Here is a 13,851-nt window from a genome sequence, read left to right as displayed (position 1 = left end):
GCCGCGGCTCCGCCTCAGCGGATGCCCTGGGAGGATTTCTCGATGACCGATGCGGCCGCATCCTTCTCGACGAAGCTCGGGCCGGAGGCGACGTTGCCTGCCGGGATCGTGCCATATCGAGCGTTGAGCGCCAGGAAGGTCACGGGGAGATAGCCCTGGAGGTATGGCTGCTGGTCCACCGCGAACAACGCCTTGCCGTCGGCGACAGCCTGCAGGAAGCCGGCGGACAGATCGTAGGATGCGACCTTGACCTTGTCGCCAGCGCCCATCTTCTCGACGACGGCGACCGCACGCTCGCCGACGAGCGGAGCCGACAGGCCGAGAACGACATCGATGGACGGATCGGAGGTCAGAGCCGCCTGGATCTTCGCTTCAATTTCGGCCGGATCGGCCGTGGTCGGCAAAACGGTGACCGTGCCGCCTTCAAAGCCCTTCTCGGTGCCGGCGCAACGCTGATCCAGCGCTGCGTTGCCAACTTCCTGGTTGACGCAGAGGACGTGCTTCAGGCCGAGAGATTTGAGCTTGGCGCCGACCTTGACGCCTGCCGGCAGTTCGTCCTGGCCGACATGCAGCTTGATGCCGAGTTTTTCGGCAGCGGAAATGCCGGAGTTCATCGAGATGACCGGGATGCCGGCGGCAACGGCCTTTTCGATCGCCGAACCGAGCGCATCGGGATCGGGGTTCGAGATGACGATGCCGGCAGGGCTCTGGTTGACGGCGGCTTCTATCAACTGCGCCATCGCCACCATGTCGAAGGTTTCGGGAGCGCGATAGTCGACCTTGACGTTGCTGTCCTTGGCCGCCTGCATCATGCCGTTCTTGACGATCGACCAGAACGGATCGGACGCCTGGCCGTGGGTGACGGCGATGATCGTCGGCTCCTGGGCCTTGGCTCCGACAGCCGCCGTGGTCGCAACGCCAAGGGCGAGGGCGCCGAATGCGAGCTTCTTCAAAATAGATGTCATGTCTTCCTCCTCTAGACCATCCACTCCTCAGGATGGTGAAAAACGATTGCTACCGGGTGCAAAGGTGCTTGCTACCGGGTGCAAACGGGTGCATCTTATTCACGGATGCGCTAAAATCAAGCATTCATTTCATCAGAATCATAAAATGGAATGTTTGTTTCATTTTTGCGGGGAGGCATCATTGCGAAAAAGAGCAACGGCCAAAGAGGTCGCGGATGCGGCAGGCGTCTCGAAGTGGACGGTCATCCGGGCATTTACGCCGGGCGCCTCGATCACCGAGGAAAGCAAGCGTAGGGTTCTCGAGGCGGCGGCCGTGCTCAACTACACGCCCAATCTGCTCGCCCGTAGTCTCGCGACCAATCTGACGCATCAGGTCGCGGTCTTCGTCGACGACTTCGCCAATCCCCAGAAGCTGCCGTTCCTGGAAACCCTGACCGAACGTTTGCAGGCGGAAGGCCTGGTCGCGGTGCTGATCAATATCAACAATCACTTCGATCACGTCCATGCGCTGCTGAACGCCGATCAGCGTCAGGTCGACGCCGTCATCCTCTTCGGCACCGCCTTTCGCAACGAAACGCTGAGCGACCGGCAATTGGGCAGGGGCATGCCGCCGATGTTCGTCCTGGCGCGTGACAGCCAGATCGACGGCGTGCCGGCCGTCGTCTGCGACGCCGAACTGGCGCTGCGCGACATTGTCGACCACCTCTATGAAAGGGGATACCGGCGTCCCGGTTTCATGACCGGTGCGCCGGCGCTATCGACGGCGCTGCGGCGCCGGCAGCATTTCATCGATTTCTGGAAGGGGAAGGGGGTGGACGAGATCGCCATTCTGTCCGCCGACAGATACAGCGCCGAAGCTGGGGCAGGATCCGTCCGTCACTATCTGAACGACATCGACCCGGCCGCAAGGGTCGACGTCCTCATGTGCGAAAATGATATCCTCGCCCTCGGAGCGATGGACGAGATCCGCGGCAATTTCGGACTGCGGATACCTGATGACATCGCCGTCGTCGGCTTCGACAATTACGAACTCGGCGGCGCCTCCTGCTATGGCCTGACGACCTATGAGCAGCCGAGGATCGAGATGGTGCAGGCGGTCATCGGCATGATCAAGGGCCGGCTGGAGCCGGAAACCGTAACCCTTCCCGGCAAGCTGGTCGTGCGCACATCCACATAGGCCATTTCCACATGGGGCGCTCCTTTTCGCGGCCACCAAGCGGCACTCTCAAGACATATCTCGGAGGAAATCTCGATGACTGGACATATCACTGCCTTGCCCGTTGGCGTGCGTCTGGCGGTCAGTCCGCTGTCATGGGCCAACGACGTTCTGGAAGACCTCGGCGCCGACATATCGCTGGAAACCTGCCTTCGGGACGCTGCCGAGAGCGGCTATGAGGGGATCGAGCTCGGGCGGAAATTCCCGCGCGAGGCAGGAGCGCTCCGCTCGCTGCTGGACAGCCATCGGCTTGCTCTCGCATCCGGATGGCATTCCGGCGAGTTGGCCGAGCGCAGTGTCGACGACGAGATGAAGGCCGTTGCCGGGCACGCCGCGCTGCTGCGAGCGATGGATTGCAAGGTGATGGTCTATGGCGAAGTCGCGATGATGACTCCTGGATCGCCGCTGGATGCACCGATGTCGCAGCGGTTGCGCATGCCGGCGGCCGAAGTGGCGGGATATGCCGGACGCCTGACCGATTTCGCCGGACGCCTGGCGGCGGAATATGGTCTGACGCTTGCCTACCACCATCACCTGATGATGGTCGCCGAAACGTTCGACGAGATATCGGCAATCTTTGACAAGACAGGCTCGGCGGCGGGACTGCTTCTTGATACCGGCCATTGCGTCGCCGGCGGCTTCGACTATGCCAGGCTGATCGATCGGTTCGGCGATCGCGTCGTGCACATTCATCTGAAAGACATTCGCGGTCCTATTATCGACGAGGTGCGTGCGGGTGACATGAGCTTCAATGCCGGCGTGCGCCGGGGCATGTTCACCGTCCCCGGCGACGGCATCATCGATTTCAAGCCGCTTGCCCGTTTCGTCAGGGACAGCGGCTATCGCGGATGGCTGGTCGTCGAAGCCGAGCAGGACCCCGCCGTCGCTGAACCACGCCCCGCCGTCGAGCGGGCATTTAAGCATGTGCAGGCAAATTTCCGGAGCTGAGCCGATTTCTTCGGCGGCATGATATCCTCACCGGAAACCGATCCCTGCGCGCCGGCGTTCTCCTTCCATGGCCGAAACGAAATCCCCCGCTGATCACGACGAGGCGCCGCCTAGCGAAGACGGTGCAAAGCCGGGCGCGGATATTTCCTTTCCCTATGACAGGATGACCGTCGAGCAATTCCGAAGACGCTTCCCCCGTGCCCGCTGGAGCGATGTCCGCAAGGCTTGGTTCGTTCCCGGGCGGACGGCGTCCCGCCGCATCGGACGATGGCTTGCCGAGATGGAGGCCGAGACCGACGCCCATGCGGATGCGAAGGGACGCGACGCCTTCGTCTTCGATCCCATCGACAGTCCATATCTCGAACTCGGCAAGGCAGGCTTCCGAATCCGCACGCCCTATTCGAAGACCGTCGTCGACGAACTGCGCGAGGTGCCATTCTCGCGATGGGATGGCGATCTCAGGATATGGCACGTGCCCTTCCGGTCCTATGAGGAACTCCGACGCCGGTGGCCTGATATCGAGGCGGCGGCGCGCAGAAACGAGCCGGAGGAGAGACGGCGTCGCGCCGAGGAGCGGAAGGGGAGCGAACAGGACAGGCGCAGCAAGCTCCGCTCTGCGGAACGAAAGCGTCATCGCTACCCGCTTCAGGGCGACGACTTGCCGCCGATAGGCCGTCCTGTGGTCATCGCCTACGGAATCGTCGTCTTTACCGATATCACCGGCGAACTGGTCGACCCGAACATCGTTACGGACTTCTATCCCGGCGTGACCGAGGATCACGTCTGGGGATTTTGGCGGGTGCCCACATTGGAAGAACTCGTCCGCACCTGGCCTGCGAAGATGCCATCAGTTCAGGACGCCGAGTGGTGGCTGCCGACGATCGAGGAACTGAGGCCTGCCCGCCGCACGGCAAGATCGCGCGAAGCCAGGAAGCGCGCGACGGCGCCGTGACCACAGCTTCCCACTGCATATTCTTTGAATCAGTTCCGATTTAGGTAACTATCCAATGGCTCAGGCTCAGTACTGATAGTCCTCGAAGACCGGTTCCACGGAGCCGTGCCAGCGGCCGTGATAGAGCGACAGCAGATCCTCGGCGAGCGTCGCCTTTTTGGCGAGCACTTCTTCGAGCGGCGCCAGGAAGATGCTCTCGTCCTGGCCTTCCCGGTTGAGCCTGCCGCGCGCCTTGAGGCCGGCTCTTGATATGCCGATCACCTCGCGCGCCATGTCGAACAGTGGATGGCCGCGGAATTGCGCCTTCAAGCCTTCGGCGGGGACGGCGTTGCGCAGCGCCCCGATCTCGGCAAAGCTCCAATCCTTGGTCAGTTCGTCGGCGGCTTCGAGTGCCGCATCATCGTAGAGCAGGCCGACCCAGAAGGCCGGCAAGGCACAGATCCGGCGCCACGGGCCGCCGTCGGCGCCGCGCATTTCGAGGAAACGCTTCAGCCGCACGTCGGGGAAAAGTGTCGAGAGATGGTTCGTCCAGTCACCCATCGTCGGCGCCGGATCGGCGACCTCGCCCTTCAATGCGCCGTTCATGAACTGGCGGAAGGTGACATGGGTACAGTCGTGATAGCGGCCATCGCGGACGATGAAATACATCGGCGCGTCGAGCGCCCATTCGGCATAGTCGCGGAAACCGAAATCATCGCGGAAGGTGAAATCGAGCAGGCCGGCGCGCCGGTTGTCGACATCGCGCCAGATATCGCCGCGCCAGGAGAGCAGCCCGTTCGGCTTGCCCTCGGTAAAGGGCGAGGATGCGAAAAGCGCGGTCGCCAGCGATTGCAGCTTCATCGACACGCGCATCTTCTTGCGCATGTCGGCTTCCGAGGAGAAATCGAGATTCACCTGGATCGTGCAGGTGCGGTACATCATGTCGAGACCCTGGGTGCCGACCTTCGGCATATAGCGGGTCATGATCTCGTAGCGTGATTTCGGCATCTGCGGGGTTTCCGCATAGGTCCATTTCGGACTGCCGCCGATGCCGAGGAAGCGGATGCCCATCGGTTCGGCAATTTCGCGCAGCGTCGCCAGATGCTGGTTCGATTCCTTGCAGGTCTCGTGGATCGTCTCCAGCGGTGCGCCGGAGAGTTCGAACTGGCCGCCTGGCTCGATCGAGATCGCGCCCATGCCGTTCTGCTCGGCAAGCCCGATGATGTTACCGCCGTCGGTGATCGGCTCCCAGGCGTTTTTTTTCTGCAGACCGGTCAAGAGGGCCGAAATACTTGCATCGCCGAAATAGGGAACCGGACTGTTGTCGGCGCGAAAGAAAGCGAATTTCTCATGTTCGGTGCCGATCCGGAAGCGCTCCCGCGGCTTGTTGCCCGCGGCGATGTAATCGGTCAGATCCTGGACCGAAGAGAGCGGTGTCTGGTCGGTGGTGTCGCGGGCCATGCGGGATACCTGTATTCGAAAAGGCGCCCAGGGGGCCGGGCAGTTGGAAGGGTGATTTGGACCCAAGCCACCTATGTTGCAAGTGAAATTGTTTCAACGACGCATCAAAAAAATAGCAGCGATTTCCATGTCAACCCGTTTTCGACCTAATTCCAATCGCCGATCGCCGCCTGCACCACCGCGAGGGCCGCGACAGCTGCCGTATCGGCCCTCAGGATGCGCGGTCCGAGCGGAATGGCGGTGACGAAATCGAGGCTTCGAAGCCGCGCCCGCTCTTCTTCCGAAAAGCCGCCTTCCGGCCCGACGAGCAAAGCGAGATGTCTTTCCCTGATCGCCGACAGCACCGGCAGTGGGTTCTGCCCGGTATCGCCCTCGTCGCAATAGATGATGCGGCGCTCTTTCGGCCAGCGGTCGAGCAGGTCGAGAAGCCTCACCGGCTCGGCCACATCGGGGATGCCGAGAATGCCGCATTGCTCCGCCGCCTCGACGACATTGGCGCGCAGCTTGTCGAGATTGGTGATCTTGCCCTGGACGTGCTGGGTCATGACCGGCTGCAGCAGGCCGGCTCCCATTTCCACAGCCTTTTGCACGAGATAATCCATGCGGCCGACCTTCAGCGGCGCAAAGAGATAATGCAGGTCGCAAGGCGGCGGCTGCGGCCGCGTCTCTTCGGTTGCCGTCAAGAGGATGCGTTTGCGCGTGGGGAAGGTAAGGGTCGCCTTCCACTCGCCGTCGCGGCCGTTGAAGAGCAGGATCTCCGCACCTTCCTCCATCCTCAGCACATTGCCGAGATAGTTGAACTGGTCGGCATTCGCCTCGATGACGGCGCCGCGGGAAAGCGGCGCGTCGACGAAAAGCCGTTGCATACGGAAATTGGCGCGCATTCGAAAAACTCGAGGTTTCAGATGAAGAGCGCGAACATAGCCCAATAAATCATCGCCGCAAGCACCCCCGAAACCGGCACGGTGACGATCCAGGCAGCGACGATTGTCATGAAGTGCGAACGTCGCACGAGATAGCGCCGCCGGGTCTCGTGGATATTCGGCTCTTCCGGCTCGTCGATGTTGAAGCTTTCGGCCTTGCGTCTGATATAGGCGATGCGGGCCTTCGAATGGCGCGTGTACCATTCGCGGAAGAACCCGACACCGAAAACGGAGCCGACGGCGATATGCGTGGTGCTGACCGGCAGGCCGAGCCAGGAGGCGACGATGACAGTGAAGGCGGTCGACAGCGCGACGCAATAGGCCCGCATCGGATTGAGCTTGGTAATTTCCTCGCCGACCAGGCGGATCAGGCGCGGCCCGAAGAGCAGCAGGCCGACGGAGATGCCGAAGGCGCCGATCAGCATCACCCAGAGCGGCGGATACCCGACGCCGCCATCGCCGCCGATGCCGACCGAGTGGACGATCGCCGAAAGCGGCCCGACAGCGTTCGATACGTCGTTTGCGCCATGCGCGAAGGACAGCAGCGCCGCAGAGCCGATGAGCGGCAGCCGAAACAGCGTCCGCAGCGAGCTGTTGCGGTTTTCGAGATCCCGCGCTTGGGCGAGCACGAGCGGCCGGGCGGCAAGCCAGCTCACCAGGCCGATGCCGATCCCGATGAGGATGATCGTGAAAGACTGATATTTCCCCGTGGGCGAGAGCTGCAGCACCATATAGGCCATGAAGCCGCCGGCCATCACTGCGACCAGCACCGGCACCCAGTGCCGCGCGGCGGCGACCTTGTCGTCGCGATAGACGATCAGGGTCTTGACGAGATAAAGCAGCCCGGCGGCAATCAGCCCGCCGATCAGCGGCGAGGTGATCCAGCTCGCGGTGATCTCCAGCATCACCCGCCAGTTCACCGGCTCCGGCCCGACGGCTGAGATGCCGGCGCCGATCACCGCCCCGACGATCGCATGGGTGGTGGAAACCGGCGCGTTCATCCAGGTTGCGAGGTTGATCCAGAGGGCGGCGGCCGTCAGCGCCGCCATCATGATCCAGCCGAGCATCGCCGGCGGCACCTGGACGGCATCGACGATGTTTGCGGAAATTGTCTTGACGACATCGCCGCCGGCGATCGTGGCGCCAAGGATTTCGAAAATCGCAGCGATGATGAGTGCCTGGCCCATCGTCATGGCGCGCGCGCCGACGGCGGCACCGACATTGTTGGTCACGTCATTGGCGCCGATGTTCATCGCCATGTAGCCGGCAAGGGCTGCCGCCGCCACGACGAGCACTGCCCCCGGCTGGTCGAACACGTAGACACCGGCAAAGAGCATGGCCAGACCGACGAAGATCAACCCGAGACCAGGTGTTACCAGCCGCCGCAAAACATGCTTCGCCGCGTCCTCGGCATAGGTGATCTTGTCGAGGTCCTTGTCGAGCGTGCGTTTCGTGAGGACTGCGGGACGTGGCGGCATTCTTTTTCCTGAGGATGAATCTGCTTCTACGCTGCTTTCCTAGCAGCGCAAGATGGCAGGATTCATTCCGCCGGAATTTGTTTCACTGCTGGAATTTTCTTCGGTGCTCTGGACGAAAGCCTGTCGGTTATCGTCTGCTGGAAGGCGAGGAAAAGATTGCGGAGTTCCGGTTCGCGCACGCGCCGGACCGCCTCGTCGAACGAGACCCATTCGATGGTGCGCTCACCCTTTTCCTTGAAGTTCTTTGCTATATTGGTGACTTCGAGCGCATAGACCTGCACCTTGCAGATCACCTCCACCCCGTCGCGCAGCACCTTCGGATAGGTGTAGGCGCCGAGCGTCTCCGTTTCGACGACGCCGCGGACGCCGGCTTCCTCGAGGGCTTCCTGCACCGCGACTTCATGGGCGCGTTTTCCAGTCATCGGCCAGCCCTTGGGAATGACCCATCGGCCGGTGTCGCGGCTCGTCATCAACAGCACCTCGACCTCGCCGCTCTTCTTCTTTACCCGATAGCAGAGCGCACCATATTGCTGTCGCGGCGGACGGCGGAACATCAGTTGCACATCGGAAGCCAGTCGGGCGAGAAGAGTCAATTGTCGGGTCACCTTCGCAGTCGTCGTCAGGAATCACTCATATACGTATATCATGGAAAGCTTACTCAATCCAAAATAGGCATGACGATTCGAAACGCGATTTGATCGCCGTTCATAGGGGAATCGAGGCGGGACAGGCTCGGAAAATCCGTCACGCCCTGTCTCGAATGCGTCACATTGCACAGCTGTACAATATGGCGTGATCTTGCTTTTTGTTCAATGGCGAGATCTAGTGATCCACTACGATTTTGTGAATGTCGTCCTCATGCGTCTTCCACCGCTCAATGCCATCCGCGCCTTCGAGGCCGTCTGCCGTCACGGCAGCATTCTGAAGGCTGCCGAAGAGCTGAATGTGGTGCGCGGCGCCGTACGCCAGCAGATAGGCACGCTGGAGAATCACTTCGGCAGCAAGCTCTTCACGCGTGACGGCCGCAGGCTGGTCCCGACCCTGCAGGCCAGCGCTTTCGCCGAGGCTTCGAGTGTGGCTTTCGACATTCTGCAGCGCGCAGCTTCGGAACTCGGAGGCGCCGCGCCGGGCCGCATCCGCCTTGGCGTGCCCTCCGCCTTTGCCGTCTGGTGGCTGATGCCGCGCGTGGCAGGAATGCAGGCAAGCCTCGGCGATATCGCGGTCGATATCGTGCCGACGGCGGTGGTCGAGCCGCTGCAGATGCACGCGGAATTGGACGCTGTGATCATGGGCGGAGAATACCGTCCGGCCGCGGGCATCACCGCCCTGCGGTTCATGGAGGACGAGTTCGGCCCGGTCGCCACGCCGACGCTTGCCGCGACACTATCGAGCGACCCTGCATCGATGGCCACGCTGACAATGCTAATCAGCCGCAGCGTTCCGAAACTCTGGGACGAATGGTTTGCCGAAAGCGGCACGGCGCCGGTCGTCTTTTCCCACGCCCAAGAATTCGAGGATCTGCTGCTGGCGTTGGGGGCCGCCCGCTCCGGGCTTGGCGTCGCACTTGCCCCGCGCGCGTCGATCGAAGACGATCTCGAGCGCGGGCATCTGGTCGCGCCCTACGGTTTCATCTCCCGGCCATCGGGCTATAGCCTCTGCTGTCGCACGCCGGATGCGAAACGGCCGGCCTTTGCCGCCTTGGCCAGCTGGTTGCTCCATTGCGGGACACCGGCCTGAAAGGGCAGATTTTCTGCCCATTCGCCAGAATTACTTCCATGTTCGCAGTCCTGTTGCTCCGCTAAAAACAGCACCAACACGCAAATAGGAGAGATGATGGAAAAGAGCGCAACCCGCATCGATTGGATCGGCAACAGCTGCCGGCTGCTCAAGGCGACGGCGGCCGAATTCGAGCGGACGCGTCCCTTCGAGGGCCTGTCGATCGGCACCGGCATTCATCTCGAGCCGAAGACGGTGGCGCTGCTGGTGACGCTTCGCGCCGGTGGCGCGCGGCTCGTCTGCACCGGCAATCTCAACAGCACCCAGCCGTCGACGGTCGAATTCCTGCGTTCCCAAGGCATCACGGTCTTCGCGACGCAGACGACCGATCCCGCCGCGCATCATCAGAGCCTCGAAGCGGTCATCGCCGAAAAGCCGGATCTGCTGCTCGATAATGGCGGCGATCTCTTCGCCATTGCGGCGGAAAAACCCTACGCCAATCTCCGCGGCGGCACCGAGGAAACCACCTCCGGCCGCACCCGCCTGCTGCCGCTGCGCGAGCGCCTGAACATGCCGATACTCGTCATCAACGACAGCCCGATCAAGCAGTTCGCCGAAAACAGGCATGCCGTCGGCCAGAGCCTGTTCGAAAGCTACCTGCGCTTCACCAACCGCTCCACCAACGGCAAACGCGTGACGGTCTTCGGCTACGGCGCGTGCGGCAAGGGCACGGCTGCCTGTTTCCGCAATGCCTTTTCCACCGTCAGCGTCGTCGATATCGATCCGGTGACGACGCTCGAAGCCCATCTCGACGGCTTCGTCACGCCGCTACGCGACGCTGCGATCCGCTCGGCCGATATCATCGTCACCGTCACTGGTTTTGCCGCTATCGTGACGGCGGCCGACCTGCCGCTTGTCAAGGACGGCGCGATCCTGATGAATGGCGGCCATTTCCCGCATGAGATCAATGTCGAGGCTTTCCGCCGCCATCCCGATGTCGTCGGCATCGACCGCTATGAGGCCGATCACATCGAGACCTTCCATCTCAGCGACGGCCGCTCCTTCCATCTACTTGGCGGCGGCCACATGGCCAATCTCGCCGGCCCGCGGCCGCTCGGCAATACCGTCGAATCGATGGATCTCGGCTTCACCCTTCAGGCCCGCTGCCTGGAGCGCATCGCCAGAGGCGAAGCCGGTGCCCAATCCTGCCTCGTGCCTGTGCCCTCCGATATCGATGCGCTGGTGGCGAACGCCTATCTCGATCTGACGCGCTAATTCCGCCGACGGATCAAGATCAGTCGATCTCGACGACGAGCTTTCCGTCCGCCTGCCGCTCTTCGATCAGCCGATGCGCCTCATCTGTATCGGCAAGGCTGAAGCGGCGCGGGTCGAGCTTCGGCATCACCTTGCCGGCTTCGACGAGCTTCGTCATCTCCCGCATGATCTCACCGTGATGGGCGCGTCCCTCGCCGGTCAGAAGCGGAAGCAGCGTGAAGACGCCGGAATAGGTGGCGGCCTTGAAGGAGAGCGGCGCCAGCGCGTGGCTTCCCCAGCCAAGGCAGCTGACGACATGGCCGAACTGGCTGACCGCTCGGAATGCCGTATCAAGCCCCTGGCCGCCGACCGTATCGTAGACCAGATCGAAACCCCTGCTGGCGGTATGTCTTGCGAGGTAGGTTTCAACCGTTTCCGCATCACGATCGATCGGCGTTGCGCCAAGGCCGGCGAGATAGTCCGCTTTCGAAGCACTGTCGACGACATAGACCTCGGCTCCGGCAGCCTTGGCGATCTGCGCGACGATATGGCCGACACCGCCGCCGCCAATCACCAGAACCTTCTGGCCGGCCTTGACCCCGGCGCGGTCGACCAGCCCTTCCCAGGCGGTGATCGAGATCAGCGGCAGGGCGGCTGCCTCGCGCATCGACAGATTCTGCGGCTTTGGCGCCAGCAGTGCGGTGTCGACAGCTGCAAATTCGGCAAGCGATCCCTGAATGCCGCCGACCCCGCCGGTCATGCCGTAGACCGCGTCGCCCTGGCGGAAACCGCTGACGCCAGCCCCGATCTCTTCGACGATGCCGGCCATATCGATGCCGACAATGGCGGGAAGCGGGTGGCGGGCATGCGCCGCATTGCCGGCCCGGATCTTGAGGTCGAGCGGATTGACGCCGCTTGCCTTGACGCGTACCAGAATCTGGCCTTCGCCGGGCACCGGTCTTGCAATATCGGCGATGCGCAATGGCGAATTCGGCGCTTCCGCCAGCAACGCTTTCATCGTTGATTTTACGGACATGGAACTCTCCTTCATTCGCAGTGCGGTGTCTGTAGAGACCTCCGCAATGAGTTTGTTCTGGAAGAAGATGGTCCATTGAAACGCGAATGAAAATGAAAGATAACGACTGAAGTCCATGCATTTTTGTTTGGCGGATGCGAACGATGGAATGGAGCGACCTCAAGCTGTTTCTGGCGATCGCGCGGTTCGGTACGCTGGGGGCAGCAGCCCGCAGCCTCGGACTGACGCAGCCGACGATGGGCAGACGGCTGCGTGCCCTTGAAACCTCTCTCGGCCAGACGCTCTTTCAGCGCACGACCGATGGCTTCGTCCTCACGGATGAAGGCGCGGCCGTGTTCGCCGGCGCAGAACGGATCGAGGAGGAGGCGCTCACCGTCGAGCGTGTCCTTGCCGGCGGCAGCCGTCAGCTCGATGGTTTTCTCAGGCTGTCCTCATCCGACTGGTTCGGTGCGCATGTGCTTTCACCGGTGCTGGCGGAATTCTCGCAAGTCCATCCGAAGGTGGTGGTCGAATTGTTGACCGACAGTCGGTTTCTCAGCCTGTCGCGACGTGAAGCCGACCTCGTCTTCCGTATCCAGCCTTTCACGGAAGCGGAGGTCATATCGCGCAAGCTCATCCATATCGAATACGGCCTTTACATCAGCCGCGGCGCGCCGCACCCCGAAGCCGGCGACGGCGCGGGCACCCGCCTCGTCACCATGGACGAAGCTTTCGGCGACATGCCGGATGTCGGCTGGCTGCAGCGCCTGTTGCCGCGGGCCGGCATCGTCATGCGCAGCAACAGCCGCGACGTGCAGGCGGCACTCTGTGCCAATGGAGCCGGGCTCGCCGTCCTGCCACGGCCGCTCGGCGATTCTCTTGCGACCATCGAACTGGTCGATCTCGGTGAACCGCCGCCCGGCCGCGACACCTGGGTCGGCTATCACCGCGACATGAAGCGCCTGGCGCGGCTGCGCGCCCTGCTGGATCTCGTCATCGAGAGGCTGGCGCGCTGAACCGGCGGCGCCATCAGCGCTCCCAATAGGGGACAGGCCCATAAAGTTCTGCCAGATAGTCGATGAACAGCCGCACCTTGGCCGGCAGAAACTGCCGGCTGGGATAGACCGCCGACAGCGCGACATTGTGCGAGCTCTCGTAGGCCGGCAGCACCTGCACCAGTCGGCCACTCTTGAGCTCTTCGCCGATATCCCAGGTGGAGCGCAGCGCGATCCCGAGACCGGCGATGACAGCCTCGCGGATCACCTCGCTGGAATTGGTGATCAGCAAACCTTCCGGCCTGAGACTCAGCGCCCCGTCCGGCCCCTTCAGCCGCCAGGTGTCGTTATTATGGGCCGGCAGGCAGCGGTGGTGTTTCAGCTCGTCGATGTGCTTCGGCTCGCCATGCGCTGCAAGGTAGTCCGGCGAAGCGCAGAGCAGCCGGCGCACCGGCGCCAGCCTTCGGGCAACGAGGCTCGAATCGGTGAGTTCGGCGATGCGGATCGCCAGATCGAAGCCGCCGCCGACGATGTCGCTGAATTCGTCGGTCAGCATCAGGTTGATCGCAAGCTCCGGATGCGCCTCCATGAAATCCTTCAGATGCGGCGCGATATGCATGCGCCCGAAGGAGGTCGGGGCCGAAATCTTCAGCGTGCCGTGCATCTGCGCCGAACGGCCTGAGATATAAAATTCTGCCTCCTCCAGCCCGGCGAGAATGCCGAGAACGCGGTCGTAGAAGCCCTGTCCGGCTTCCGTCAGCGAAATCTGCCGCGTCGTGCGCTGCAAAAGCCGGGTGCCGAGCCGATCCTCCAGCCGCTTGATGCGCTTGGAGACCACGGCCGGCGAAAAGCCAAGCGCCCGCCCGGCGAGCGACATGCTTCCCGTTGAAACGACCTTGGCAAAGATTTCGAGATCACCCAGATTGGTCATAAGGTTTTCGCGACTTTT

The 13,851-nt window shown here is 62.4% G+C and carries 13 protein-coding genes; 6 read left to right on the top strand and 7 right to left on the bottom strand.

The window, feature by feature from the left end:
* Positions 1 to 14: 14 nt before the first annotated feature.
* Positions 15 to 965, bottom strand: a complete 951-nt coding sequence (locus G9X64_RS24155) for a sugar ABC transporter substrate-binding protein (protein ID WP_138328939.1) — start codon at positions 963 to 965, stop codon at positions 15 to 17.
* 181 nt (positions 966 to 1,146) lie between these two features.
* Between G9X64_RS24155 and G9X64_RS24150 the strand changes: the two genes are divergently transcribed.
* From G9X64_RS24150 to G9X64_RS24140, 3 genes are all read left to right on the top strand, one after another.
* Entirely contained in the window at positions 1,147 to 2,142 is a 996-nt protein-coding gene (locus G9X64_RS24150; RefSeq protein ID WP_129418039.1) for a LacI family DNA-binding transcriptional regulator, read from the top strand.
* A gap of 75 nt (positions 2,143 to 2,217) precedes the next feature.
* Complete coding sequence (gene iolE / locus G9X64_RS24145) at positions 2,218 to 3,129, top strand: myo-inosose-2 dehydratase (RefSeq protein WP_171377492.1); 912 nt, start codon at positions 2,218 to 2,220, stop codon at positions 3,127 to 3,129.
* A gap of 67 nt (positions 3,130 to 3,196) precedes the next feature.
* Complete coding sequence (locus G9X64_RS24140) at positions 3,197 to 4,081, top strand: hypothetical protein (RefSeq protein WP_171377491.1); 885 nt, start codon at positions 3,197 to 3,199, stop codon at positions 4,079 to 4,081.
* Positions 4,082 to 4,147: 66 nt separating this feature from the next.
* Here G9X64_RS24140 and G9X64_RS24135 read toward each other — a convergent pair whose 3' ends face one another.
* From G9X64_RS24135 to G9X64_RS24120, 4 genes are all read right to left on the bottom strand, one after another.
* A complete protein-coding gene (locus tag G9X64_RS24135; RefSeq protein WP_171377490.1) occupies positions 4,148 to 5,521 on the bottom strand; it encodes a glutamate--cysteine ligase in 1,374 nt (457 codons plus the stop codon).
* A 146-nt stretch (positions 5,522 to 5,667) separates the two neighbouring features.
* On the bottom strand, positions 5,668 to 6,405 hold the full coding sequence (locus G9X64_RS24130; RefSeq protein ID WP_171377489.1) for a 16S rRNA (uracil(1498)-N(3))-methyltransferase: 738 nt from the start codon (positions 6,403 to 6,405) through the stop codon (positions 5,668 to 5,670).
* Positions 6,406 to 6,422: 17 nt separating this feature from the next.
* Entirely contained in the window at positions 6,423 to 7,922 is a 1,500-nt protein-coding gene (locus tag G9X64_RS24125) for an inorganic phosphate transporter (RefSeq protein WP_168311462.1), read from the bottom strand.
* 62 nt (positions 7,923 to 7,984) lie between these two features.
* Positions 7,985 to 8,515, bottom strand: coding sequence for an NUDIX hydrolase (locus G9X64_RS24120; RefSeq protein ID WP_168311461.1), 531 nt, complete (start codon positions 8,513 to 8,515; stop codon positions 7,985 to 7,987).
* Between the two features lie 232 nt (positions 8,516 to 8,747).
* On the opposite strand from G9X64_RS24120, the gene G9X64_RS24115 reads away from it, so the two are divergent.
* Positions 8,748 to 9,659, top strand: coding sequence for a LysR substrate-binding domain-containing protein (locus G9X64_RS24115; protein WP_171377488.1), 912 nt, complete (start codon positions 8,748 to 8,750; stop codon positions 9,657 to 9,659).
* A gap of 96 nt (positions 9,660 to 9,755) precedes the next feature.
* Positions 9,756 to 10,913 carry an adenosylhomocysteinase gene (locus tag G9X64_RS24110; protein ID WP_168311486.1) on the top strand — a complete coding sequence of 386 codons (1,158 nt, stop codon included), beginning with the start codon at positions 9,756 to 9,758 and terminating at the stop codon, positions 10,911 to 10,913.
* A 19-nt stretch (positions 10,914 to 10,932) separates the two neighbouring features.
* Here G9X64_RS24110 and G9X64_RS24105 read toward each other — a convergent pair whose 3' ends face one another.
* Entirely contained in the window at positions 10,933 to 11,928 is a 996-nt protein-coding gene (locus tag G9X64_RS24105) for a zinc-dependent alcohol dehydrogenase family protein (RefSeq protein ID WP_168311459.1), read from the bottom strand.
* A 143-nt stretch (positions 11,929 to 12,071) separates the two neighbouring features.
* Here G9X64_RS24105 and G9X64_RS24100 point away from each other — a divergent pair, with 143 nt between their 5' ends.
* On the top strand, positions 12,072 to 12,923 hold the full coding sequence (locus G9X64_RS24100; protein WP_171377487.1) for a LysR family transcriptional regulator: 852 nt from the start codon (positions 12,072 to 12,074) through the stop codon (positions 12,921 to 12,923).
* A 13-nt stretch (positions 12,924 to 12,936) separates the two neighbouring features.
* Here G9X64_RS24100 and G9X64_RS24095 read toward each other — a convergent pair whose 3' ends face one another.
* Entirely contained in the window at positions 12,937 to 13,833 is an 897-nt protein-coding gene (locus G9X64_RS24095) for a LysR family transcriptional regulator (RefSeq protein ID WP_168311457.1), read from the bottom strand.
* Positions 13,834 to 13,851 lie beyond the last annotated feature (18 nt).

The sequence above is a fragment of the Rhizobium sophorae genome (assembly GCF_013087515.1).
GTDB classification, from domain to species: Bacteria; Pseudomonadota; Alphaproteobacteria; order Rhizobiales; family Rhizobiaceae; genus Rhizobium; species Rhizobium sophorae.
The sequence above is the reverse complement of the archived record's forward strand: the minus strand, read 5'-3'. Positions and strand labels throughout refer to the sequence as shown.

Bases quoted from the DNA above. Each gene is read 5' to 3' on its own strand.
- G9X64_RS24155 (WP_138328939.1), bottom strand. From the start codon at position 965: ATGACATCTATTTTGAAGAAGCTCGCATTCGGCGCCCTCGCCCTTGGC.
- iolE (WP_171377492.1), top strand. From the start codon at position 2,218: ATGACTGGACATATCACTGCCTTGCCCGTTGGCGTGCGTCTGGCGGTC.
- G9X64_RS24140 (WP_171377491.1), top strand. From the start codon at position 3,197: ATGGCCGAAACGAAATCCCCCGCTGATCACGACGAGGCGCCGCCTAGC.
- G9X64_RS24135 (WP_171377490.1), bottom strand. From the start codon at position 5,521: ATGGCCCGCGACACCACCGACCAGACACCGCTCTCTTCGGTCCAGGAT.
- G9X64_RS24130 (WP_171377489.1), bottom strand. From the start codon at position 6,405: ATGCGCGCCAATTTCCGTATGCAACGGCTTTTCGTCGACGCGCCGCTT.
- G9X64_RS24125 (WP_168311462.1), bottom strand. From the start codon at position 7,922: ATGCCGCCACGTCCCGCAGTCCTCACGAAACGCACGCTCGACAAGGAC.
- G9X64_RS24110 (WP_168311486.1), top strand. From the start codon at position 9,756: ATGGAAAAGAGCGCAACCCGCATCGATTGGATCGGCAACAGCTGCCGG.
- G9X64_RS24105 (WP_168311459.1), bottom strand. From the start codon at position 11,928: ATGTCCGTAAAATCAACGATGAAAGCGTTGCTGGCGGAAGCGCCGAAT.
- G9X64_RS24100 (WP_171377487.1), top strand. From the start codon at position 12,072: ATGGAATGGAGCGACCTCAAGCTGTTTCTGGCGATCGCGCGGTTCGGT.
- G9X64_RS24095 (WP_168311457.1), bottom strand. From the start codon at position 13,833: ATGACCAATCTGGGTGATCTCGAAATCTTTGCCAAGGTCGTTTCAACG.